The sequence below is a fragment of the Streptomyces sp. NPDC102514 genome (genome assembly GCF_055584525.1).
Genome location: NZ_JBVJLW010000013.1, coordinates 34,365 through 58,408, shown reverse-complemented (window position 1 = coordinate 58,408; position 24,044 = coordinate 34,365). Strand labels below are relative to the sequence as shown.

Sequence of the window (24,044 nt, the reverse complement as noted above, 5' to 3'; positions counted from 1 at the left end):
TATACGGTATTTGTCCGTGTTGTGACGGTGTGACGTTAGCAGGAGCCACCCGCCGGATTGAGGCGGCCGTGCGCCGGGTCCCGGCGCCGTAGGCTGTTCGCGTGCTCTTGCTCGCTCTGGATACCGCCACCCCCGCCGTCACCGCCGCGCTGCACGACGGCACGTCCGTCGTCGCCGCCCACAGCCAGGTGGACGCGCGTCGGCACGGGGAACTGCTCCTGCCGGCCGTCGACCGGGTGCTCACCGAGGCCGGGCTGCGGCTCGACGCCGTCACCGGCATCGTCGTCGGCGTGGGCCCCGGCCCGTACACCGGGCTCAGAGTCGGTCTGATGACCGCCGACACGTTCGGGCTCGCGCTCGGCGTGCCCGTGTACGGACTGTGCACGCTCGACGGCCTCGCGTACGCCGCCGGGGGTGAGGCGGGGATCGAGGGACCCTTCGTCGTCGCCACCGACGCCCGGCGCAAAGAGGTCTACTGGGCGCGCTACGCCGACTCCCGTACGCGGCTCACCGAACCCGCCGTGGACCGGCCCGGGGAACTGGACATCGGCGGACTGCCCGCCGTGGGCGCGGGCGCGCTGCTCTACCCCGACACCTTCCGGGACGCCCGCGAACCCGAGCACGTGTCGGCGGCCTCGCTCGCGTCCCTGGCGGCCGAGCGGCTGGCGGCCGGCGAGGAACTGGAAGCACCCCGGCCCCTCTATCTGCGCCGGCCCGACGCCCAGGTGCCCAAGAACTACAAGGTGGTCACACCCAAGTGACGACCGCGGTGCTGCGTGAGATGCGCTGGTGGGACATCGAGCCCGTACTGGATCTTGAGAAGGACCTCTTCCCCGAGGACGCCTGGTCACGGGGCATGTTCTGGTCCGACCTCGCCCACGCGCGGGGACCCGAGGCGACCCGGCGGTACGTGGTGGCGGAGGACGGCGGGGTGATCGTCGGGTACGGGGGTCTGGCCGCCGCCGGTGACGCCGGTGAGGTACAGACCATCGCCGTCGCCCGCGAGCACTGGGGCACCGGGCTCGGCGCGCTGCTCCTGACCGAACTGCTGCGGGCCGCGACCGCCTTCGAGTGCGCCGAGGTGCTGCTCGAATGCCGGGTCGACAACATCCGCGCCCAGAAGCTCTACGAGCGCTTCGGCTTCGAGGCGATCGGCTTCCGGCGCGGCTACTACCAGCCGGGGAACGTGGACGCTCTCGTGATGCGCCTCAACGACCCGTCAACTTCCGTACAAGGAACCGAGATCAATGGCTGACGAACCTCTCGTCCTCGGCATCGAGACCTCCTGCGACGAGACCGGCGTCGGCATCGTCCGCGGGACGACCCTCCTCGCGGACGCGATCGCCTCCAGCGTCGACGAGCACGCGCGCTTCGGCGGGGTCGTGCCCGAGGTCGCCTCCCGCGCGCACCTGGAGGCGATGGTGCCGACCATCGAGCGGGCGCTGAAGGAGGCCGGGGTCAGCGCGCGCGACCTCGACGGCATCTCCGTCACCGCCGGTCCCGGACTCGCGGGCGCGCTGCTCGTCGGGGTCTCGGCGGCGAAGGCGTACGCGTACGCGCTGGGGAAGCCGCTGTACGGGGTGAACCATCTGGCGTCCCACATCTGTGTGGACCAGCTGGAGCACGGGCCGCTGCCCGAGCCGACGATGGCCCTCCTCGTCTCCGGCGGCCACTCCTCGCTGCTGCTGTCCTCGGACATCACCAGTGACGTACGGCCGATGGGCGCGACGATCGACGACGCGGCGGGCGAGGCCTTCGACAAGATCGCCCGGGTTCTCAACCTCGGGTTCCCGGGCGGGCCCGTCATCGACCGGTACGCGAAGGAGGGCGACCCGAACGCGATCTCCTTCCCGCGCGGGCTCACCGGGCCGCGCGACGCCGCGTACGACTTCTCCTTCTCCGGGCTGAAGACCGCCGTGGCCCGGTGGATCGAGGCGAAGCGGGCGGCCGGCGAGGACGTGCCCGTGCGGGACGTGTCCGCGTCCTTCCAGGAGGCCGTGGTGGACGTGCTGACCCGCAAGGCCGTACGGGCCTGTCGTGACGAGGGCGTCGACCATCTGATGATCGGTGGCGGCGTCGCGGCGAACTCGCGGTTGCGGGCGCTCGCGCAGGAGCGGTGCGAGGCCGCGGGGATCACGCTGCGGGTGCCGCGGCCGAAGCTGTGCACGGACAACGGGGCGATGGTCGCCGCGCTAGGGGCGGAGATGGTGGCTCGGGGGCGGGCCGCCTCCGACTGGGATCTGTCGGCGGATTCGTCGTTGCCCGTGACCGATCCGCATGTGCCGGGGCGTTCCCACGCGCAGGGGCATGCGCACGGTCACTCTCACTCGCACGATCATGTGCATGAGGTCAGCAAGGGCAATCTGTACTCATGAGCGTCGCGTTGATGTGGGAGGCGCGGGCCGCCGAGGGGCGGGGCGAGGAACTGCTCGCGTGGGTGCGGGAGCAGGACCTCCCGGCGCGGCCCCTTCGGCGGGAGGTCCTGCGGGCTCCGGGGGAGCGGGTGCTTGTCATCACGTGGTGGGATGCCGCGTATGACGACGCGCTTCCTGAGCTTCCGGAGCCGGCTGGTGGGTTGGTTGCTCGGGCCGTTCATCGGTGGCGGTTCGAGTCCGTCGAGGGGTAGGGGTTGCCTCCGGCGTGTGTTCTTCGGGTGCGGGTCCGGTGGGGGCTGGTCGCGCAGTTCCCCGCGCCCCTTCAGGGGCTGCGCCCCTCCGAAGACACAAGATTGCGCCGTTCCCCGCGCCCCTTAGAGGGCCGTTGTCCTGCATGTCAGTTGGCGGGTCGGGCCCGGTTGGCGTTCTGGGCCTGTCAGGGTCAGGTGGGTGGTGTGGACCACGTCCGTGCTGGACCTGGACACGCGGAGTTCCAGGGCGCCTGGTTCGACCACGCGTCGGCCCTTGCCGTTCGTGAACGCCGACAGGTCCGGGTGGAAGTGGAACGTGACCTGCCGGGTCTCTCCGGGGGACAGGGACAGGCGGTGGTAGCCGATCAGGCGGACGTCGGGGCGGGTCACGGACGCCACCGGGTCGTGCAGGTACAGCTGGACGACCTCCGTGCCCTCCCGCGCGCCCGTGTTGCGGACCGTGACCGAGACGTCGTGCCCCTCGTCCGTGGTGGTCTGCGCGTGCGCGTCGGCCGTGTTTTCCCACGTGAAGTCCGTGTAGCCCAGGCCGTGGCCGAAGGGGTGGAGCGGGGTCGGGTCCAGGTTGCTGACCTCGCCCGCCAGGCCCAGCGGGGGCTGGAGGTAGGTCCACGGCTGGCCGCCGGGGGTCTGCGGGACGCTGACCGGGAGCCTGCCCGAGGGGTTCACCCGGCCCGACAGGACGCCCGCCACCGCCGGGCCGCCCTCCTCGCCCGGGAAGAACGCCTGGACCGTGGCGGCCAGCCGGTCGTGCCAGCGGCCCAGCGCGTACGGCCGGCCGGTGAGCAGGATCAGGACGACGGGGGTGTCGGCGGCGGTCAGGGCGTCCAGCAACTGCGCCTGGACCCCCGGTAGTTGCAGGTCCGCCACGTCGCAGCCCTCGCCCGACGTGCCCCGGCCGAAGAGGCCCGCCCGGTCACCGAGCACCGCCACGCAGACGTCCGCCTCCGTGGAGCGTGCGACGGCCTCCTCGAAGCCGGACGTGTCCGGGTCGGTCGTGTCGCAGCCCTCGGTGAACGTGATCTTCGCGTCGGGGAGTTCCGTGCGCAGGGACTCCAGGAGCGTGGGGATCTCGACGCCCATCGGCAGGGCCGGGTGGTTGACGCCCACATGCGACGGGAACGAGTAGCAGCCCAGCATCGCCAGGGCGTCCGCAGCCCGCGGGCCCACCACGGAGATACGGGTGTCGGGGGCCAGCGGGAGCAGGCCCTCCGGGTTGGAGAGCAGGACCACGGACTCCTCGGCCAGGCGGCGGGCCAGGACGCGGTTCGCGGTCGAGTCCAGGTCGACGGGGCCGGTCGGCTCGGGGGACCAGGTCTCGTCCAGCAGGCCCAGTTCGCACTTCTGGCGGAGCACCCGCGCCGCCGCCCGGTCCACCAGGGACTCGGGGACGTCACCGGCCCGTACCGCCTCGGCCAGCGGGTCGCCGTTGCAGTGGACCGTCGGCAGTTCGACGTCCACGCCCGCCGCGAGGGCCGCGTGGGCGGCCTGGGCCTCGGTGCCCGCGACCCGGTGCAGGGTCTTCAGGAAGCCGATGCCGAAGTAGTCGCTGACGACCGTGCCGGTGAACCCCCATTGCTCACGCAGGAGTTCGGTCAGCAGGTACGGGTCCGCGGTCGCGGGCACGCCGTCCGTGTCCGTGTACGCGGCCATCACCGAACGGGCCCCGCCCTCGCGCAGCGCGAACTCGAACGGCGGCAGCGTGATGTCGGCGAACTCGCGCACACCGGCCCGTACGGGGGCGAGGTTGCGGGCGCCCGCGGAGGACGCGTACCCGGCGAAGTGCTTGAGCGTGGCGACGATTCCGGCGGACTCGAGCCCGCGGACGTACGCCGCGCCGATCGTGCCGACGAGGTACGGGTCCTCGCCGATCGTCTCCTCGACCCTGCCCCACCGCGGGTCCCGTACGACGTCCAGGACCGGGGCGAGGCCCTGGTGGACGCCGACGGAGGCGAGGTCCCGGCCGATGCGGTGGGCCATCTCCTCGACCAGCGCCGCGTCGAACGAGGCACCCCAGGCGAGCGGGACCGGATACGCGGTGGCGCCCCAGGCCGTGAAGCCCGCCAGGCACTCCTCGTGCGCCACGGCCGGGATGCCGAAGCGGCCCGCCCCGCTGATCCTGCGCTGGGCGCGGGCCAGTGCCTGCGCGCCCAGCGCGGGGTCCACGGGGGCCGTACCGAACGAGCGGGTGAGCTGGCCCAGACCGTGGGTGATCAGCTCGTCCCAGTCGAAGTCCGAGGTCATCTCGTCCTGGTGCGGGGCCACTCCGTCGCCGTCCGTGGCGGCTCCCACCCACACGCCGTACAGCTGGGCGGTCTTCTCCTCCAGGGTCATCCGGGCGAGCAGGTCGTCGACCCGGGCCTCGGCGGGCAGCGCGGGATCACGCCACGGGGCGTTGGTCATGGAACTCCTGTCAGAGTCGAGTGGGTTCACTTTCCGCCCACGCCCATCAGGCCGCCGACCAGCGCGCGGCGGGCCACCAGGTAGACGGCGAAGATCGGGACGCCGGAGAGGACGACCGAGGCCAGCAGGGCGGGGATGTTGACGCCGAACTGGCTGACGTAGTTGAAGAGGCCGAGGGTCAGGACACGCGGTTCGTCGGACTGGGTGAAGATCAGTGGGAAGAGGAAGCCGTTCCAGGCCTGCAGCGCCGCGTAGATGACGACCGTGCTGATACCGCCCTTGGCCATCGGGACCGCCAGCTGGAACAGCATCCGCTGCGGTGAGGCGCCGTCCAGGGCCATCGCCTCGTACAGCTCCTCCGAGACGTCCCGCAGGGTGCCCACGAGGACGAGGACGGAGACCGGCATCGCGAAGGCCGCCGTCGGCAGGATGACCGCGAGCAGGCTGTCGTACAGGTCGAGCTTGGCGATCAGGAGGTAGAGGGGGACCACGACCGCCTGGGCCGGGATCGCGACGCCGAGCAGGAACAGCCGGAAGGCCAGGCCCGACCAGCGGTCGCGGGTGCGGACGGCCACGTACGCGAGCGGGACCGAGAGGCCGAGGACGATCGCGACGACCGCGACGGCCACGATCGCCGTGTTGGCCAACAGATGACCGAAGCCGCTGTTCAGCACGGTGTTGTAGTTGTCGAGCGTCGGACTCGTGGGCGGGGTCAGCGGGTTGCCGGTGAGTGCCTTGTCCTGGCTGGTGAGCGAGGCCGACAGCATCGCGTAGATCGGGACGACGACGATCACGAGCCAGACGACCGCGCCGAGCCCGGCGACGGGGTTGGCGCGCTTCGTCCAGTGCCGGCGGCGGCGGGACGGGGACGGTCGCGTGTCGCGCTCCTCGGTCTTCACGGGACGCGGACGCGGCAAGGTGTCGTGTGACACTGCGTCACATCCCTTCGCGGGTACTGCGCATGCCGCCGAAGCCGGTCAGCCGCACGAGGATCAGGGACAGGCCGGTGGCGACCAGCACCAGGAAGGACGCGATGGCGCTCGCGTAACCGAAGTCGTAGCTCTTGAAGCCCGCCTCGTACATCAGGTACGGCAGGATCGCGGTGTCCGTGCCCGGACCGCCCTTGGTGAGGATCAGCACGGTCTCGAAGTACGTGAGCGAGCCGACGACCATCAGGACCGTGGACGTCGTGACGGTGTGGCGCAGCTGCGGCAGCGTGATCGAGAAGAACTGGCGGTAGCGGCCCGCCCCGTCGATCGCCGCGGCCTGGTAGAGGACTTCGGGTATCTGGCGGGCGCCGCCCTGGTAGATCAGCGTGTGGAAGGGGATGAACTGCCAGCCGCCGACGAACACGATCGCCAGGAACGCGCCGCCGGACGAGCCGAGGATGTTCTCCCGGATGATGCCGAAGTTCGGGTCGAGCAGGGCGTAGAAGAGCAGCGCGATCGCCGTCGAGGACAGCAGGAACGGGACGAAGAAGATCGCGGACAGCACCGCCCGGTTGCGCTGGCGGCCCGCCGCCCAGACACCGAGCAGCAGCGCGATCACCGTCTGGAAGACCCAGCTCGCGGCCGTCAGCAGGACCGTGAGCCACAGCGACTGGACCATCCGGTCGTCGTCGATCAGCTTCCGCCAGTTGTCGAGGCCGACGGGCGTCGGGTCGCCCAGGCCGTCCCAGCTGGTGAAGGAGAGATAGAAGGCGAGTCCCATCGGGACCACGGCGAAGAACGCGAAGAACAGCACACCGGGCAGTGCCCAGACGGCGTGCGGCCGGCCGGCCGTCGAGGCCCCGGACCGCTTGTGCGGCCCGCGGGGCACCTCGGGCCCGCCGCGCTCGGCGACCGGGCGTCCCACCGGGGCCTCGGTGGGGGTGGGTGCGCTCACTTCAGCTCCTTGAGCGCCGACACGAACGCGCTCGGCGAGGACTTCCCGACGAACAGCTTGTTGATCTCGGTGAGCATCGGGGTCGCGATGTCCGCGTCGACCGCCTGGTCCCAGGAGAGCGTGAAGGCCGGCGCCTTCTCGACCATCTCGTACTGGAACTTCGCGAACTCCGGATTGGGCGAGGCGTCCAGCAGCTTCGCCGCGTTGGAGGTCGTCGGGATGTCACCGTTGGCGACCAGCGCCTTCGCGTACGTCTCGGAGGCGCAGTCCTTCAGGAAGGCGATCGCCGCGTCCTTGTTGCCCGCCCGGGAGTTGACCGACCAGTAGTTGGTGGGGTTGCCGACGACGTTGCGGATGTCGCCGGTGCCGCCCTCGACCGTGGGGAACGGACACCAGCCCAGGTCGTTCTTCGCGAACGACGGGAACTTGCCGAGCTGCGTCGAGTACTCCCACGAACCCATCAGGTGCATCGCCGCCTTGCCCTTGGCGAAGACCGCGGGCGCGCCGCCGTTGACGTACGACACCGAGCTGAACTTCGACCCGAACGCGCCGTCGTCGATGAGTTCCTTCACCCTCTCCGCGGCCTTGAGGACGGCCGGGTCGCCCCAGGCGGACGCGTCGCCGCCCTGGATCTTCGCGAAGACCTCCGGGCCGCCGATCCGGTCGACCAGGTACTCCAGCCACATCAGCTCGGTCCAGGTGTCCGCCCCGCCGAGCGCGAACGGGGTGATCTTCGCGGCCTTCAGCTTGGCGTTGACGTCCTTCAGCTCCGCCCAGGTGGCGGGCGGCTGGAGCTTGTGCTCGGCGAAGACCGACTTGTTGTAGAAGAGGATCACCGGCTGCATGCCGCGCATCGGTATCCCGTAGTTGCGGCCGCCGAGCGCGCCCGCCGCGAGCACCGCGGGCAGGAACCCCGACTTCAGGACCGGGTCGCCCGCGATGGTGTCGGTCAGGTCGACGAGCTGCTTCGCCTCCTGGTAGGCCCTGATCGAGCCGCCGCCCCAGTTGAAGAAGACGTCCGGGGCGCTCGGCGAACCCATCGCCGTACGGAGCTTGGAGGTGTAGTCCGCGCCCGGGACCTTGACCAGCTTCACCGTGCCCTTGGCCGACTTGCTCGCGGCGGACTTGTTGAAGCGTTCGACGGCCGTCTGCTGGACCTTCACCGCGTCGTCCCCGTACACGAAGGCGTCGATCGTGCCGCCGCCCCCGCCGGGGCCGTCGTCGGAGCCGCAGGCGGTGAGGCCGGTGGTGAGCAGGGTGGTGGCACCGGCGCCCAGCACCCAGCGCCTGCTGAACGCGCGGCCGCTCAGGCTGCTGCCGCCCGCACTTCCGCCCGGGCCCGCGCCCGTGGGCCGCCCGCTGTTGGACCGCCCGCTGATCGACTCCATGACAGCACCTCTTCTTGTCCGGCTCGTCCGCTCACCAGCGCGCTCGCGGCACGCATACGCATCGAACATGCACGAATGTTTCGGGTGGTACTTCGAATGTTCCGGGAACGTATGGCGGTCGAAGGTCTTCGTCAAGAGGTTGCGCAGGGATACGATCCCGTTCATGACTCGCCCGAATCCCGCCGTAGCCCAGTCAGCGACGCTCGCCGAGATCGCCCGCGAGGCGGGAGTCTCGGCCCCGACTGTTTCGAAGGTGCTCAACGGCCGCGCCGATGTGGCCCCCTCGACCCGCACCCGGGTCGAGGAACTGCTGCGCAACCACGGCTACCGGCGCCGCCGGGCCGAGGCGTCCCGGTCGCCGCTCATCGACCTCGTCTTCCACGAACTGGAGAGCGCGTGGGCGATGGAGGTCATCCGGGGCGTGGAGAACGTGGCGCGGGACGAGGGGCTGAGCGTCGTCCTGTCCGAGAGCGCGGGACGGCTCACCCCCGGGCGCACCTGGGCCGACCAGGTCGCCGCCCGCCGCCCGCACGGCGTCGTGCTCGTCCTCAACGGGCTCGACGAGTCCCAGCGGGCACTGCTGACCAGCCGTTCCATCCCGTTCGTGGTGGTCGACCCGGCCGGCGACCCCGGTGACGACGTGCCCTCGGTGGGCGCCACCAACTGGCAGGGCGGGCTCGCCGCGACCCGGCACCTGGCCGACCTCGGCCACCGACGCATCGGCGTGATCAGCGGGCCCTCGCGGATGATGTGCAGCCGGGCCCGGCTCGACGGGTACCGGGCGGCACTCGACACGGCCGGGCTGCCGGTCGACCCGGCGCTCGTGCGCACCGGCGACTTCCACCACGACAGCGGCTACCGCGCCGGGCTCGAACTGCTCAAGCTCCCCGACCGCCCGACGGCCGTCTTCGCGGGCAACGACCTCCAGGCCCTCGGCCTGTACGAGGCGGCCCGCGAGCTGGGCCTGCGGGTGCCGGAGGACCTCAGCATCGTCGGCTTCGACGACCTGCCGGTGGCCCGCTGGGTCGGCCCGCCGCTCACCACCGTGCGCCAGCCGCTCACGGAGATGGCCGAGGCGGCGGCCCGGCTCGTCCTGGACCTCGGCCGCTCGGAGCGGCCCTCGACCGCCACGAGGGTGGAGCTCGCGACGAGCCTGGTGGTCAGGAGCAGTACGGCGCCGCCGTCGGCGTGATCGACGCCACGGTCGTGCCACGGTCGCCGTGAGCGGTATCGGCACGTCGAAAGTTTCGAGGACTTTCCGGGTGCCCGCCGACCCGGGCGCGGGCGGTGTCTGAGAAAACTCAACGAAACCTGAGAGTTTCCGAAGGAAAGCCGGGAAGTGGTTCCTTGTTGAAATAATTCGGACTTATGTTCTTCCTGTGAGCGGGAGTGTGGGCGTGAGCGGAGAAGACGGGTCCGGGGGCGAGGACGCCGCGATACCCGACGGCGGCGGTGACGGCGGTAACGGTGAGGGCGCAGGCGTCGCAGGTGCCGGGGGACGGTCGTGGTGGTCCGGCCGGTCACGGCTGTTCAAGGTGACGGGCATCGCCCTCAGCTGCGTACTCGTCGCCTCGATGGCCGGGGCCGCGTGGGTGTACTGGCACCTGAACCACAACATCAAGAGCGTCGACATCGACAGCGCGCTCGGCGACAACCGGCCGGCGCGGGCCGTGACGACCCCGACGGGCCCCGAGTCCGCCACCCCGCTGCCCAGCAGCGCGCTCAACATCCTGGTCCTCGGCTCGGACTCGCGCAGCGGCAAGCGCAACAAAGCGCTCGGCGGCGGCAGCAGCGAGGGCGCCCGCTCCGACACGGCGATGATCATCCATGTCGACGAGGGCCGCTCGGAGGCGACCGTCGTGAGCATCCCGCGCGACACCCTCGTCACCCGCCCCTCCTGCCCGCTGGAGTCGGGCGGCTCGACGGCGGAGGCGTACGGCGTGATGTTCAACAGCGCGTACTCGCTCGGCGGGCCCGTCTGCGCGGTCAAGACCGTGGAGACCCTGACGAACGTCCGCATGGACCACTACATCGAGATCGACTTCGCCGGCTTCGCCGATCTGGTGGACGCGCTCGGCGGGGTCACGGTGACGACCGACGACGACATCTCCGACGAGGACAGCCACCTCGAACTGGAGGCGGGCACCCACCACCTCGACGGCGCGGACGCCCTGGCCCTGGCCCGTACCCGGCACGGCATAGGCGACGGCAGCGACCTCGGTCGCATCGGCCTCCAGCAGAAACTGGTGAAAGGGCTCCTCGACCAGGTCTCCACCAGCAACCTCCTCACCAACCCCACCCGGCTGTACAGCGTCGCCGACGCCCTCACCGGCAGCCTCACCACCGACACGGGGCTGAACTCCCTCACCGAACTCATGAGCCTCGGCCAGAGCCTGAAATCCCTCTCCTCCACGTACACCGAGACCGTGACGATGCCGGTGGTGCCCGCGCCCTCCAACCCCAACCGGGTGGTGGCGGAGGAGCCGGAGGCGGGGAAGCTGTGGGAGTCACTGAAGTGACCTGAGCGACTTGAGCGACCGGACGTGGCTGAGGTCGCCGAGGCCGGTTGAAGAAATTTCTGAGAAGTCCGGCGGGTGTGTCGATCCCCGTGCCGGTCGTTCGACGCATGGGTGAGAGGCGATGAGAGACGGGGACCGGCCCCGGCTCCGCGCCGAGGACTCAGGGAGTCACCATGCCGCGCTACCTGTCCATGATCCGTATCGACGAGCAGACCGCCCCCGCCGAGGGACCGAGCGACGCGCTCATGGAACGCATGGGTGAGCTGATCGAGGAGATGACGAAGGCCGGCGTACTGCTGGACACCTCCGGGCTGACGCCGACCGCGCAGGGCACACGGGTGCGCTGGGAGGGCGGCGAACTGTCCGTCACCGACGGGCCGTTCACCGAGGCCAAAGAGGTCGTCGGCGGGTACGCGATGCTCCAGGCCAAGGACCGGGCCGAGGCGGTCGAATGGACCAAGCGGTTCCTGCAGATCCACGAGGCCCACTGGACGGTGACCTGCGAGGTGCGGGAGATCGTCGAAGGCTGAGCCTTGGCCGTACGGGTCCGGGGGTGTCTGATGGTGGACCGTGACACCAGACACCCCCGCCCACGGCCAGGCCTCCCCCCAGGCTCCTGACCGCACCATCGAAACCGTCTTCCGCATGGAGTCGCCCCGCATCATCGCCGGGGTCGCACGCATCGTGCGGGACGTCGGGATCGCGGAGGAACTGGCGCAGGACGCGCTGGTCGCCGCACTGGAACAGTGGCCCCGGGACGGAGTGCCGGGCAACCCCGGGGCCTGGCTCATGGCCACCGCCAAGCACCGGGCGATCGACCTCGTACGGCGGCGCGAGCGGTACGCCCGCAAGCTGGTGGAGATGGGGCGCGACCTGGAGATGTCCGGGCCGCAGAGCCATCTCGACGAGCCCGCCGACCCCGACGACATCGACGACGATCTGCTGCGGCTCGTCTTCACCGCCTGCCACCCCGTCCTGTCCGCCGAGGCCCGGATCGCCCTCACCCTGCGGCTGCTCGGCGGGCTGACCACCGCCGAGATCGCCCGCGCCTTCCTCACGCCCGAGAAGACCCTCGCCCAGCGCATCGTGCGCGCCAAGCGGACGCTCGCCGCGAAGGGCGTTCCCTTCGAGGTGCCGTACGGGCCCGAACGCGAGGCCCGGCTCGGTTCCGTACTGGAGGTCATCTACCTGATCTTCAACGAGGGGTACGCCGCCACGGCCGGGGACGACTGGCTGCGGCCCGCGCTCTGTGAGGACGCGCTGCGGCTCGCGCGGGTGCTCGCCGAGCTGATGCCCAAGGAACCCGAAGTGCACGGGCTGGCCGCGCTGCTGGAACTGCAGGCGTCGCGGTCGGCCGCGCGGACCGGGCCCGCGGGGGAGCCCGTGCTGCTCAAGGACCAGAGCCGGGCGCGGTGGAACCGGGTGCTCATCCGGCGCGGGTTCGCCGCGCTGGCGCGGGCGGAGGCCGTGTCCTCCGGGGGTGGGCCGGGGCCGTACGTGCTGCAGGCCGCCATCGCCGCGTGCCACGCGCACGCGCTCACGTACGCCGAGACCGACTGGGGGCGGATCGTCACGCTCTACGGGATGCTCGCCGTGCGGGTGCCGTCGCCGGTCGTCGAACTGAACCGGGCCGTCGCCGTGTCCATGGCCGAGGGGCCGGGGGCGGCGCTGGTCCTGGTGGACGCGCTGGTGGGGGAGCCTGCGTTGCGCGAATACCACTTGCTGCCGAGTGTCCGGGGGGACCTGTTGGTGCGGCTCGGTCGTACGGAGGAAGCGGCGCGGGAGTTCACCCGGGCGGCTGGCCTCGCCGGCAACGAGCGGGAACGGACGCTCCTGCTGACCCGAGCGCAAGAGTGCGCTCCGCCGCACTGAGACCACGGCTCCCGTCCGGTCCGGCTCGCACGAGTGCGCAGTTCCCCGCGCCCCTGGGGAAGCAGGGCCGTCTTGCGGGTGCGGCCCGGTGGGGGCTTGCCGCGCAGTTCCCCGCGCCCCTTAAGGGGTGGGGGTCTGCCGTGTACGTCGGGTGGCCGGCCGGTGGGGGTTGCCCGCGCAGTTCCCCGCGCCCCTAAGGGCTCGGCTGCGCCCTCGCCCCCTAAGGGGCGCGAGGAACGGCGCGATCAGCCACGACGCACCCGCACTCACAAGACGCCCGGTCCCCCTCCCCCCTCAGGGGCGCGGGGAACGGCGCGATCAGCCACGACGCTCCCGCACTCACAAGACGGCGGGTCCCCCTTCCCCCTCAGGGGCGCGGGGAACGGCGCGATCAGCCACGGCGTGCCCGCACCCGCGAGACGGACCGCGTGGGCAACCCCCGCCGGGCCGCACCCGCGAGACGGACGGTGCAGGCGGCCCCGACGGGCCCCGGGTCGCCCGAACGGCTCTTCTGTCGTGAAGGTGGGCCCGGGGCGTGGCACGGTGGAGCCACCTGTTGGCACCACCGGACCCCGGAGCCTCACATGGCTGATCTGCAGGACGAACTGCACTCCACCGCAGAGGTCGGGGAACTGGACCTGGATCACCCCGAGCCGCTGAGCGCGTTCGAGCCCCCGGCCGTCGAGCCAGGGCCCGGCGCGGAGAGCGAGCGCGGTACCGACCCCCTGGCCCGCGCCCACACCCTCCTCGCCGCCCACCCCGTCGCGGACGGCTACAGCGGCCTCCCCTGGGCCCTGCGCCGCCTGTCCTGGTACGACCTCGAACTGGGCGAGAGCGCGGTCGACACGGACGTGCCCCGGCTCCGCGAGGGACACGTGGGAGCGTTGTTCTGGTCGCTGCACCTGCCCGGAGGCCTCGCCGGCGAACGGGCCGTCGGCGCCACGCTGGAACAGCTCGACCTCGTGCAGACCGTGGTCGCCGCGCATCCGGAGGGCCTGCGCATGGCCCACAGCGCGGCCCAGGTCACGGATGCCAGGAACTGCGGGCGGGTCGCCGTGCTGCTCGGCCCCGCGGGCGCCGCCGCACTGGACGACTCGCTGGGCATCCTGCGGGCGCTGCACGCCCTCGGCCTGCGCGTCCTCACCCTCTCGGGCGCCTCCTGGGCCGGCGAGAACGGGCTGACCCGGTTCGGCGAGGAGGTCGTGCGCGAGATGAACCGCCTCGGCGTGCTCGCCGACCTCTCAGGCGCCTCGGACGCCACCGTCCGCCGTGCCCTGACCATCTCCAAGGCGCCGGTGATGTGCACCCGCTCCGCGGCCCGCGCCCTGCGCCCGCACCCGTCGAACCTCCCCGACGACGTGCTCGTCGAACTCGGCGCCAACGACGGCCTGTGCCTGGTTCCGCTGACCGCCGAGCAGACCGGCCCGACGGTCCGGGACGTCGCCGACCACCTGGACCACGTACGGGATCTCGCGGGGCCCGAGTGTGTGGGCCTCTCGGGGACGTACGACTCCGGGGCCGCGCACCCGCAGGACCTCTCCGACGCCTCGGGTTATCCGCGGCTGGTCGCCGAACTCCTCGGCCGCGGCTGGTCCGAGACCGATCTGGCCCTGCTCACCTGGGGCAATGTCCAACGCGTCCTGCGTACCGCGGACTTCACCTCCCGCGCCGCCCGGCAGCGCCGCGAGCCGTCCATGGCACGGATCGCCGAACTCGACGGCTGACCCGGCGGGCGCGGAGGCAGAACGGGAGGGAGCCGCCGCGGGGGTCTCAGGCCGTCGGACGGCCCATCGCGCGGTACGTCCAGCCCGCCGCCCGCCACACCGCCGGGTCGAGCGCGTTGCGGCCGTCCAGTACGACCCGGTCCGTGGCGACCTCGCCCAGCGCCGCCGGGTCCAGCTCGCGGAACTCGCGCCACTCGGTGAGGTGCAGGACGGCGTGCGCCCCGCGGACGGCGTCCACGGCCGTCTCCGCGTAGCCGAGGGTCGGGAAGAGGCGGCGGGCGTTGTCCATACCCTTGGGGTCGTAGACCGTGACCTGGCCGCCCTGGAGGTGGATCTGGCCCGCGACGTTCAGCGCGGGGGAGTCCCGGACGTCGTCCGAGTCGGGCTTGAAGGTCGCGCCGAGCACCGCGATCCGCTTGCCGAGGAAGGAGCTGCCGCCCAGCGCCTCCCGCGTCATCTCCACCATCTGGCCGCGGCGCCGCATGTTGATGGAGTCGATCTCGCGCAGGAAGGTGAGCGCCTGGTCGGCGCCCAGCTCGCCGGCGCGGGCCATGAACGCGCGGATGTCCTTGGGCAGGCAGCCGCCGCCGAAGCCGATGCCCGCGCGCAGGAACTTCTTGCCGATCCGGTCGTCGTGCCCGATCGCCTCGGCGAGCTTGACGACGTCGCCGCCGCCGGCCTCGCAGACCTCGGCCATCGCGTTGATGAACGAGATCTTGGTGGCGAGGAAGGAGTTCGCGGCGGTCTTCACCAGTTCGGCGGTCGGGAAGTCGGTCACCACGAAGGGCGTGCCCTCGGACAGCGGTGTCGCGTACACCTCGCGCAGCAGCTTCTCGGCGCGCTCGCTGCGGATTCCGGCGACGATCCGGTCGGGGTGCAGGGTGTCCTGGACGGCGAAGCCCTCGCGCAGGAACTCCGGGTTCCAGGCCAGTTCGACCTCCTCGCCCGCGGGTGCCAGTTCGGTGAGTATGCGGGCCAGCCGGTCGGCCGATCCGACGGGCACGGTGGACTTGCCGACGACCAGGGCGGGCCCGGTGAGGTGCGGGGCGAGCGAGGCGAAGGCGGCGTCGACGTACGACATGTCGCAGGCGTACTCGCCGTGCTTCTGCGGGGTGTTCACGCAGACGAAGTGGATGTCGCCGAACTCCGCGACCTCGGCGAAGTCCATGGTGAACCGCAGCCGCCCGCTGGACCCCTCGATCCCGGCGACATGCTTGCGCAGCAGTTCCTCAAGACCGGGCTCGTACATCGGGACCTCGCCCCGCTGGAGCATCTCGATCTTCTCGGGCACCACGTCCAGACCCAGCACCTCGAAACCGAGCTCGGCCATGGCGGCGGCATGCGTGGCGCCGAGATAGCCGGTACCGATCACGGTGATCTTGAGGGCCATGGGTGCTCCAGGAGGTAGCCGTCAGGTGCGCGGACAGAGCATAGTCGGGGCGTGCCGGAGCCCTTCACCGGGCAGATCCCCCCTGTCGGCAAGCTCACGTATCACTCACGAGGGCGGGCGCATAAAATTTGGGTTACTTAACGGTAGTTAGCTCGGCGTCACTGCATCTTTGGGAGCGTGAGAGACCTTGGCCGGATCGGCTGATTTCGACCTGTACCGCCCGTCCGAGGAGCACGACATGCTCCGGGACGCGATCCGCTCACTGGCCGAGGCGAAGATCGCGCCGCATGCCGCGGCGGTGGACGAGGAGGCCCGCTTCCCCCGGGAGGCCCTGGACGCGCTGGTCGCGGCCGACCTGCACGCCGTGCACGTACCGGAGTCGTACGGCGGCACCGGCGCGGACGCGCTGGCCACGGTCATCGTGATCGAGGAGGTGGCGCGGGTCTGCGCGTCCTCGTCCCTGATCCCCGCGGTGAACAAGCTCGGCTCGCTGCCCGTCATCCTCTCGGGCTCCGAGGACCTGAAGAAGAAGTACATGACACCGCTGGCCAAGGGCGACGCGATGTTCTCGTACGCCCTCTCCGAGCCGGACGCGGGCTCCGACGCGGCCGGTATGAAGACGAAGGCGGTCCGTGACGGCGACTTCTACGTCCTGGACGGCGTGAAGCGCTGGATCACCAACGCCGGCGAGTCCGAGTACTACACGGTGATGGCCGTGACCGACCCCACCAAGCGCTCGAAGGGCATTTCCGCCTTCGTCGTCGAGAAGTCCGACGAGGGCGTCTCCTTCGGCGCGCCGGAGCGCAAGCTCGGCATCAAGGGCAGCCCGACCCGCGAGGTCTACCTCGACAACGTCCGCATCCCCGCCGACCGCATGATCGGCGAGGAGGGCACGGGCTTCGCCACCGCGATGAAGACCCTGGACCACACCCGCATCACGATCGCCGCGCAGGCGCTCGGCATCGCCCAGGGCGCGCTCGACTACGCCAAGGGGTACGTCCAGGAGCGCAAGCAGTTCGGCAAGCCGATCGCCGACTTCCAGGGCATCCAGTTCATGCTCGCCGACATGGCCATGAAGATCGAGGCGGCCCGCCAGCTCACGTACGCGGCCGCCGCCAAGTCCGAGCGCGTCTCCGCCGGCGGTGGAGAAAGAGGCCTCACCTTCCAGGGCGCGGCGGCCAAGTGCTTCGCCTCCGACGTCGCCATGGAGGTCACCACGGACGCCGTCCAGCTCCTCGGCGGCTACGGCTACACCCGTGACTACCCGGTCGAGCGCATGATGCGCGACGCCAAGATCACGCAGATCTACGAGGGCACGAACCAGGTCCAGCGGATCGTGATGGCCCGCAACCTGCCGTAGGCCGCCTCCAGGACGTGTACGAGGGCCCCGGCAGCCACTGGCTGCCGGGGCCCTCGTACATGTGTCAGGTGTGGCCTACCGGTCGCTCGTCACCGTGACCTTCTCGTCGTTCTTCAGCTGCTCGACCAGCTGCTTGACCTTGGCGGTGTCCCACTGGAGGTTGCCGTTTCCGGTGTTGCCCGAGATCGGCATGTTCATGGACTTGCCGTCGCCGCTGGTGACGCCCTTCATGGCCAGGAACATCGAGCCGAGGTCCCACAGCGACATGTCCTTGTCGACGGTGAGGGTGTCGAGGCCGGAGCTGAGCGTCGGGTACAGCTTGAAGGGGTTCAGGACCGTGGACGGGGTCGCCGTCTGGTTGGCGAGCGCCGAGAGGAACTTCTGCTGGTTCTTCGTACGGTCCAGGTCGCTGCCCGCGAGCGCGTACCGGGTCCGGACGAACGCCAGGGACTGCTCGCCGTTGAGGGTCTGCTTGCCCGCCTCGAAGTCGGCACCGGACTTGGTGTCCTTCATGCCGCCCTTGGGGATCTCGATCTCCACGCCGCCGACGGAGTCGACGATCTTGGCGAAGCCGGCGAAGCCGATCTCCGCGTAGTGGTCGATGCGCAGTCCCGTGTTGGCCTCGACGGTCCGTACGAGCAGCTCGGGGCCGTCCTCCGCGTACGCCGCGTTCAGCTTCACCTGGCGGCCGGTGCCCTGGAACGTCTTGCCGGACTCGGAGCCCTTGAAGGTGGGGATCGTCACGTTCGAGTCGCGGGGGAGCGACACCATCGTGTTCCCGTTGTCACCGACGTGCAGGATCATCATCGAGTCCGTGCGCTTGCCGTCGGCGGAGCCCGTGTGGAGCTTCTTCTTCTCCTCGGCGGACATGCCCTCGCGGCTGTCGGAGCCGACGATCAGGTAGTTCGTGCCCTCGCCCCCGTCGGGACGGTCGATGACCTTCGACAGGTCGACGTCCCGGTTGAGCTTGGAGTCGGCCCAGAAGTACGTGCCCACGGTCACCACGACGAGCACGGTGACCACGGAGATCGAGATCCACTTGATCCGCTTGCGCCAGTTCGGCGCGGGGCGGCCGGGCCGGCCGTCGGGGCCGGGGCCCTGCGGACCGCCGCCGCCCCCGTAGACCTGCCCCGTGTTGTATCCGTCGTAGCCGTTGTCACCGTGACCGTCGGTGTACGACTGCTGCGGCGGGACCCCGTGAGGAGGCGCCGAGGAGTGCGGGGCGCCTGCGGGGCCGCGCTGCACCTGTCGCATCACGCGGGCACCCTCGGGCTGGGCGCTCGCGCTGCCACGGCCTTGGCGGTCGCCGCCGTTGTTTCCGGACCATCCCTGGGGCCAATCGTTCATGCGACCCAGTGTGCAGTGCCCGAGGGTGTGGCATACAAGGGTCTTCGGAAAATCGGATCAGGGCTGTTGCCAAGCTGATGCAAAGCGACCCTTGCGCGCCCCGGCATAGGGTGGGCGGCATGACAGACCAGGCCACCACCCCGGAATCCGATATTCCGGGCAAGCCGACCTCGGCGTCCCGGACCACGCTCAGCCACATCATGAGCCACAACGACACCAACCTGCTGGGGACGGTGCACGGTGGGGTGATCATGAAACTGGTCGACGACGCGGCGGGGGCCGTGGCGGGGCGGCACTCGGGTGGGCCCGCCGTCACCGCGTCCATGGACGAGATGGCGTTCCTGGAACCCGTACGCGTAGGTGACCTGGTCCATGTGAAGGCACAGGTCAACTGGACCGGGCGTACGTCCATGGAGGTCGGCGTCCGGGTGCTCGCCGAGCGGTGGAACGAGTCGACGCCGCCGCAGCAGGTGGGGTCCGCGTATCTCGTGTTCGCGGCGGTGGACTCCGACGGGAAGCCGCGGCCGGTGCCGCCTGTGTGTCCGGAGACCGAGCGGGACGAGCGGCGGTATCAGGAGGCGCAGATCCGGCGCCAGCACCGGCTGGCTCGCCGCCGCGCGATCCTGGACCTCCGCGAACGCCGCGCAGCGGAGGGCTTGGACTGACGCCCCGTCCCACGCGGACGCACCCAAAAGACTGCGCAGTTCCCCGCGCCCCTGAAAACCGTCCGGCCGTCTCGCACCTGCGGGTCCACGGTGGCCGGCCGCGCAGTTCCCCGCGCCCCTTAAGGGCTCGGCTGCGCCCTCGCCCCCTCAGGGGCGCGGGGAACTGCGCAATCTTTTGTCTTTGGCATGAGGGGCGCGGGGAACGGCGCAGTCTTTTGGCTTTTGAGGGGCGCGGGGAACTGCGCGGCCAGCCACGGCGGACCCGCAGGTGTCGTCTTCAGGGGCGCGGGGAACTGCGCGATCTTTTGGGCGCGCCCCCTCGGGGCCGCAGGCGGCGGCGCTAGGACGGGGGGCAGATCACCTGGTCGCCGGTGACCGCGTCGAACTCCCCCTGCGTCGGATCGTCCGCACGGACCTTGCGGACCCCCGAGAAGTCCGCCCCCGCCACCACCTTCATCAACGGCCCCTGCCCCGTCACGGCATGCAGTTCACTGCCGGGCAACGCCGCCGCGAGCGACTTCGCGGACCGGTCCCAGCGCGGGTCGTACCGCACGACGGTCCGCCGCAGCGTCCGGTCCTGCGCGTTCACCGGCGCCCGGGTGGTCCGGAACCCCGTCCCCGCAAGGCCGCTGTCGACCCGCAGCCCCAGCCCGGAGGTCATGGTCCCGTTCTCCACCTGCACCCGGATCTGCTGCGGAGCCACGTCGACGCTCAGCACCTTGGACCGCACCCGGTGCGGAGCGAGCGGCTTGTCGTCGCGCAGGGTGGCGAAGAGCCGCCCCGCTTTCTTCGCGTCCCACTTCAGCGTCGAGCCGATGCCCTTGACGGCGTACCCCATCTGTCCGATCGGGACGGTCGTGAACTCCGAGGACGACGGGGAGAAGCCCCGCATCGCCCGCCCCAGGTCGATGAGTTCGTTGGTTCCGAAGCCCTTGTCCGCCCGCACGGAGCCGAGCACGGACTGTGTCACGTCGCGGAACCTGATCGGGTTGAGCAGCACCCCGGACGACGTGGCCCGTGCGATCAGCGCCGCCAGGAACCGCTGCTGACGCTGCATCCGGCCGAGGTCGGAGGCTCCGTCGACGTGCCGCGAACGCACGTACTGCAGTGCCTGTCCGCCGTTGAGGTCGTGCGTCCCGGTCGCGAGGTCGAGGCCGGTGACCGTGTCCTTCAGCGGCCGGACCGTGCAGATCCGCACCCCGCCGAGCACGTCCACGGTCTTCATGAAGCTGATGAAGTCGACCTCCAGATAGTGGTCGATCTTGACGTCGGTCATCTTCTCGACGGTGCGCACGGTCAGCTGCGGCCCGCCCTCCGCGTACGCGGCGTTCAGCTTGACCGGGTGCGCCTTGTGCCGGTCGCCGGTGGTCCGGTCGATGTGCGGGGGCGTCTCGGCGTACGAGTCGCGGGGCAGGCTCACCACGCTGGCCCGCCGCCGGTCCTCGGAGACGTGCACGATCATGACCGTGTCCGTGCAGTGGCAGGGGGCGCCGCCGAGCCGGTACTCCTCCTTCTCCCGCGCCGTGATCCGGTCCCGTCCGTCGGTGCCGACCAGGAGCACGTTCATGCCGTGGCCGCGGGCGGGCCGGTTCTTCATGTCCTTGAAGGGGTCGATCCGGTGGATGTCGGAGTCGAGACCGGTGACCACCGCGTGTCCGACGCCGGCCGCCGCGAGCACCGCGACGGACAGCGCGGTCGCCACCCGCGTGGCCCACTGCGGCCGGCCGCCCCGTACGGGCTGCCGTACCGGACGCTGTCGCGGGGGAGGAGCGGGAGAGCTGGGCGGGGTGGGCAAAGCGGACACCTCCGCGTAGGCCGGGTGTGGGGGTCCGTGAGCACCGTAGGCCCATACGATCTGCTGCCCGGTGCAGGGGCCGGGCGGCGCGCGTCGGTGTCCCCCGTTCGCGGTAACGTAATCCGCGATGAACGCCGAACCCGCCGTGCAGCTTCCCGCCGTGTCCGTGATCATGCCCGTCCTCAATGAGGAACGGCATCTGCGCGGAGCCGTCCAAGCGATCCTCGCCCAGGAGTACGGGGGCGAGATGGAGGTCGTGATCGCCATCGGTCCCTCGACGGACCGTACGGAGGAGATCGCGGCCGAACTCGTACGCGAGGACCCCCGGGTGCACACGGTCCCGAACCCGACCGGCCGCACCCCCGCCGCACTGAACGCCGCGATCAAGGCGTCCCGCCACCCGGTCGTCGTACGCGTCGACGGGCACGGCATGCTCTCGCCGAACTACATCGCGACCGCCGTACGGCTCCTGGAGGAGACCGGCGCGCAGAACGTCGGCGGCATCATGCACGCCGAGGGCGAGAACGACTGGGAGCACGCGGTCGCCGCCGCCATGACCTCGAAGATCGGCGTGGGCAACGCGGCCTTCCACACGGGAGGCCAGGCCGGTCCCGCGGACACGGTCTACCTCGGCGTCTTCCGGCGGGCGGCGCTGGAGCAACAGGGCGGCTACAACGAGGAGTTCATACGCGCCCAGGACTGGGAGCTGAACTTCCGGATCAGGGAGGCGGGCGGCCTCATCTGGTTCTCGCCCGAGCTGCGGGTCTCGTACCGTCCGCGCCCCTCGATGCAGGCCCTGGCCAAGCAGTACAAGGACTACGGCCGTTGGCGTCATGTCGTGGCCCGCTACCACTCCGGCTCGATCAACCTGCGCTATCTGGCGCCGCCGACGGCGGTCGTCGCGATCGTCCTCGGTCTCGTGGTGGGCGCGGCGGTGACCCCCTGGGGCTTCCTGGTCCCCCTCGGCTACCTCGTCGCCATCGCGCTGGGCTCGCTGCCCGCGGGCAAGGGGCTGCCCCTGAAGGCGCGGCTGCGGATCCCGGTGGCGCTGGCGACCATGCACATGTCGTGGGGCTGGGGCTTCCTCACCAGCCCGAAGGCGCTGGCCAGGAAGGTCATCGCGTCCCGCCGTCCCGCGGTGCCGAGCGAGACCTGAGCGCCGGGAGCCCGAACGGCCGAGGGGCCGGAACCACTGTCGTCGTGACAGCGGTTCCGGCCCCTCACCGGTTGGTGGCCCCTCGCCGGTCCGGCGCCGGACTCAGTACCGGTACGGCTTGTACACGGGCATGCAGGCGTCCTCCTTGGAGCCGCTGAGGGCGTCCGCGCTCTCGGGCAGGTCACCCGCGTCCGGAGTGGACTGCTTCGGGTAGGCGTTGCCCTCCCGCCAGTCACTGCCGACGGTCAGCGTGGTGGTGACGGCGTCGGCCGTGGCGCGTACCTGACCGCTCGGCACACCGACGGCCTCGGCCACGGACAGCGCGTTCGCCCGGCCCTGCGCCCCCGAGGTCTTCGGGTACGTGATCTGCGTCCGCGAGCTGGGATCGGCCTGCGCGCTCGCGGTGGCCTTGGTGAACCCCTTGCCCTGCAGGGCGCCCGCTATCGCCGTGGCCCGGCTGCCCACCGGCGCCAGTTCGCTGTCGTCGCCCGCCGTGCCGTTGACGACCGTGACGGCCAGCCCCTCGGCGGGCGCGGCGGCAGGCCCGGTCGCCGCCGGGCTCGCGGACGCACCGCTCTTGCCCTTTCCGTCCTTGCCGCTCCTGCCGCCCTTGTCGAAGGAGACGTCGCTGCGGATCATCGACCACACCTTGTCCGCGTCCGTGGGCTTGGGGACCAGGTGGTTGGCGTTCAGCGGGTCCGGCACCGTGGGCATGGTCGTCATCGTGAACCGGTCCATCGGCACGGACTTGAGCTTCATCCCCAGGTCGTACAGCTTCTTGACCGTACCGATCTCCTCGGAGACCTCGAGGGAGTCGGTGGCCGCCTCGGCCAGACCCATCAGCCTGCCGCTGTCGGTGAAGACGTTCTGGCCCTTCAGCGTGCGGATCATCGAGTTCATGTACATGTGCTGGGCCTTGGCGCGGCCCAGGTCGCTCTCGAAGGCGTGCCGGGTGCGCAGCCACTGAAGGGCCTGCTTCCCCTTGACCTTGTGGCTGCCCGCCTTCAGCTTCAGACCGGAACCGCCCGGGACGCCCGGCAGCGGACGGTCCCACACGTTCTGCTCCACGCACACCTCGACACCGCCGATGGCGTCCGCCATCTTCACCACACCGCCGAAGTCGACCATCATCCAGTGGTCGATGTAGACACCGGTGAGGTTCTGCCAGGTCGCCAGCGTGCAGCCGGCCCCGCCGCGCTGCAGCGACATGTTGATGATGTTGTTCGTCTCCGGGTACGTCTCCCCGGTCTCGGGGTCCTCGCACTCGGGGATCTTCACCCGGGTGTCGCGCGGGATGCTCACGACGGAGGCGCTCTTGCGGTCCGCGGAGACGTGCACCAGCATCTGGACGTCGGCCAGCGGCTTGCTGCCCACCTGGTCCTTGCTGCCGCCGAGCTTCACGTTCTCTTTCGAGTTGCGGCTGTCGGAGCCGAGCAACAGGATGTTCAGCGGCGTCTGACCGGCCGCGTTGGGCTCCGTCTTCTTGACGTCGGACTCACCGTTGTTGCGCTTGCCCTTGGATATGTTGCCGTTCAGATGGCGGTAGTAGAGGTATCCGGCGCCGGCCGTCCCGAGTATCAGCACCGCGAGGACCAGCGCGAACCACCGGAGTATGCGCCGGGGTTTGCCGCCCTGCCGTCTCGCCCGTCTGCCGCCGTCCCCGCCGTCGTCGCCGTTCCCGCCCGTCGCGGTCCGCGCCCGCGGTACCCGCGACGCCTGCGCGGTGCCGCCGCCACCTGCTTCCCCCGTCTGCGAGGAGCCGTCACCGCGACCGCCTTCCTCCGCATGCGAGGCGCGTGGACGAGCCCCCTCCCCACGCACACTGCTCTGCGCCATGTTCCTGCCTCCCCACCCTGCGCCTGACACAGGTCCGTCCTACGCCCTGTGAGACGTAGGA

Annotated in this window: 20 protein-coding genes; 12 read left to right on the top strand and 8 right to left on the bottom strand. The window is 70.9% G+C overall.

What is annotated here, in order from left to right; genetic code table 11:
* Positions 1-101: 101 nt before the first annotated feature.
* From tsaB to ACZ60E_RS29265, 4 genes are read left to right on the top strand one after another with little or no spacing between them, the layout of a single operon-like run.
* The gene (gene tsaB / locus ACZ60E_RS29280) at positions 102-761 is read left to right on the top strand and encodes a tRNA (adenosine(37)-N6)-threonylcarbamoyltransferase complex dimerization subunit type 1 TsaB (protein ID WP_385832589.1); all 660 of its coding nucleotides are present in this window, start codon (positions 102-104) and stop codon (positions 759-761) included.
* Positions 762-781: 20 nt separating this feature from the next.
* Positions 782-1,255, top strand: coding sequence for a ribosomal protein S18-alanine N-acetyltransferase (gene rimI, locus ACZ60E_RS29275; protein WP_469444638.1), 474 nt, complete (start codon positions 782-784; stop codon positions 1,253-1,255).
* Entirely contained in the window at positions 1,248-2,375 is a 1,128-nt protein-coding gene (gene tsaD / locus ACZ60E_RS29270; protein ID WP_469444342.1) for a tRNA (adenosine(37)-N6)-threonylcarbamoyltransferase complex transferase subunit TsaD, read from the top strand. The genes rimI and tsaD overlap by 8 nt, the downstream gene beginning before the upstream one ends.
* Entirely contained in the window at positions 2,372-2,626 is a 255-nt protein-coding gene (locus ACZ60E_RS29265; RefSeq protein WP_385832591.1) for a hypothetical protein, read from the top strand. The genes tsaD and ACZ60E_RS29265 overlap by 4 nt, the downstream gene beginning before the upstream one ends.
* Before the next feature lie 123 nt (positions 2,627-2,749).
* On the opposite strand, the gene ACZ60E_RS29260 is transcribed toward ACZ60E_RS29265, so the two are convergent.
* From ACZ60E_RS29260 to ACZ60E_RS29245, 4 genes are all read right to left on the bottom strand, one after another.
* A complete protein-coding gene (locus tag ACZ60E_RS29260; protein WP_469444340.1) occupies positions 2,750-5,047 on the bottom strand; it encodes a beta-xylosidase/alpha-l-arabinosidase in 2,298 nt (765 codons plus the stop codon).
* 26 nt (positions 5,048-5,073) lie between these two features.
* Positions 5,074-5,979, bottom strand: coding sequence for a carbohydrate ABC transporter permease (locus ACZ60E_RS29255; RefSeq protein ID WP_469444338.1), 906 nt, complete (start codon positions 5,977-5,979; stop codon positions 5,074-5,076).
* Positions 5,980-5,983: 4 nt separating this feature from the next.
* Positions 5,984-6,799 carry a carbohydrate ABC transporter permease gene (locus ACZ60E_RS29250; RefSeq protein WP_384801407.1) on the bottom strand — a complete coding sequence of 272 codons (816 nt, stop codon included), beginning with the start codon at positions 6,797-6,799 and terminating at the stop codon, positions 5,984-5,986.
* A 128-nt stretch (positions 6,800-6,927) separates the two neighbouring features.
* A complete protein-coding gene (locus ACZ60E_RS29245; protein WP_469444336.1) occupies positions 6,928-8,319 on the bottom strand; it encodes an ABC transporter substrate-binding protein in 1,392 nt (463 codons plus the stop codon).
* A 163-nt stretch (positions 8,320-8,482) separates the two neighbouring features.
* Between ACZ60E_RS29245 and ACZ60E_RS29240 the strand changes: the two genes are divergently transcribed.
* From ACZ60E_RS29240 to ACZ60E_RS29220, 5 genes are all read left to right on the top strand, one after another.
* Complete coding sequence (locus ACZ60E_RS29240) at positions 8,483-9,511, top strand: LacI family DNA-binding transcriptional regulator (RefSeq protein ID WP_210882078.1); 1,029 nt, start codon at positions 8,483-8,485, stop codon at positions 9,509-9,511.
* A 205-nt stretch (positions 9,512-9,716) separates the two neighbouring features.
* Positions 9,717-10,838 (top strand): LCP family protein, encoded by a 1,122-nt coding sequence (locus ACZ60E_RS29235; protein WP_469444333.1) that lies wholly within the window; start codon positions 9,717-9,719, stop codon positions 10,836-10,838.
* Positions 10,839-11,011: 173 nt separating this feature from the next.
* Entirely contained in the window at positions 11,012-11,368 is a 357-nt protein-coding gene (locus tag ACZ60E_RS29230; RefSeq protein WP_384801344.1) for a YciI family protein, read from the top strand.
* A gap of 115 nt (positions 11,369-11,483) precedes the next feature.
* On the top strand, positions 11,484-12,710 hold the full coding sequence (locus ACZ60E_RS29225) for an RNA polymerase sigma factor (protein ID WP_469444636.1): 1,227 nt from the start codon (positions 11,484-11,486) through the stop codon (positions 12,708-12,710).
* A gap of 584 nt (positions 12,711-13,294) precedes the next feature.
* A complete protein-coding gene (locus tag ACZ60E_RS29220; RefSeq protein ID WP_469444330.1) occupies positions 13,295-14,434 on the top strand; it encodes a dipeptidase in 1,140 nt (379 codons plus the stop codon).
* Positions 14,435-14,480: 46 nt separating this feature from the next.
* Here the strand turns inward: ACZ60E_RS29220 and ACZ60E_RS29215 are convergent, their stop codons facing one another.
* Positions 14,481-15,824: a UDP-glucose dehydrogenase family protein gene (locus ACZ60E_RS29215; RefSeq protein ID WP_453791327.1), complete on the bottom strand. Its 1,344-nt coding sequence runs from the start codon at positions 15,822-15,824 to the stop codon at positions 14,481-14,483.
* A gap of 187 nt (positions 15,825-16,011) precedes the next feature.
* On the opposite strand from ACZ60E_RS29215, the gene ACZ60E_RS29210 reads away from it, so the two are divergent.
* Positions 16,012-17,184, top strand: coding sequence for an acyl-CoA dehydrogenase family protein (locus ACZ60E_RS29210; RefSeq protein WP_453791326.1), 1,173 nt, complete (start codon positions 16,012-16,014; stop codon positions 17,182-17,184).
* A gap of 75 nt (positions 17,185-17,259) precedes the next feature.
* On the opposite strand, the gene ACZ60E_RS29205 is transcribed toward ACZ60E_RS29210, so the two are convergent.
* On the bottom strand, positions 17,260-18,531 hold the full coding sequence (locus ACZ60E_RS29205) for an LCP family protein (protein ID WP_384801356.1): 1,272 nt from the start codon (positions 18,529-18,531) through the stop codon (positions 17,260-17,262).
* Positions 18,532-18,650: 119 nt separating this feature from the next.
* Between ACZ60E_RS29205 and ACZ60E_RS29200 the strand changes: the two genes are divergently transcribed.
* Positions 18,651-19,196: an acyl-CoA thioesterase gene (locus ACZ60E_RS29200; RefSeq protein ID WP_384801359.1), complete on the top strand. Its 546-nt coding sequence runs from the start codon at positions 18,651-18,653 to the stop codon at positions 19,194-19,196.
* Between the two features lie 340 nt (positions 19,197-19,536).
* Here the strand turns inward: ACZ60E_RS29200 and ACZ60E_RS29195 are convergent, their stop codons facing one another.
* Positions 19,537-20,991, bottom strand: a complete 1,455-nt coding sequence (locus tag ACZ60E_RS29195) for an LCP family protein (protein WP_469444326.1) — start codon at positions 20,989-20,991, stop codon at positions 19,537-19,539.
* 127 nt (positions 20,992-21,118) lie between these two features.
* On the opposite strand from ACZ60E_RS29195, the gene ACZ60E_RS29190 reads away from it, so the two are divergent.
* A complete protein-coding gene (locus tag ACZ60E_RS29190) occupies positions 21,119-22,147 on the top strand; it encodes a glycosyltransferase family 2 protein (RefSeq protein ID WP_469444324.1) in 1,029 nt (342 codons plus the stop codon).
* Between the two features lie 102 nt (positions 22,148-22,249).
* Here ACZ60E_RS29190 and ACZ60E_RS29185 read toward each other — a convergent pair whose 3' ends face one another.
* Positions 22,250-23,983, bottom strand: a complete 1,734-nt coding sequence (locus ACZ60E_RS29185; RefSeq protein ID WP_469444322.1) for an LCP family protein — start codon at positions 23,981-23,983, stop codon at positions 22,250-22,252.
* Positions 23,984-24,044: the final 61 nt, after the last annotated feature.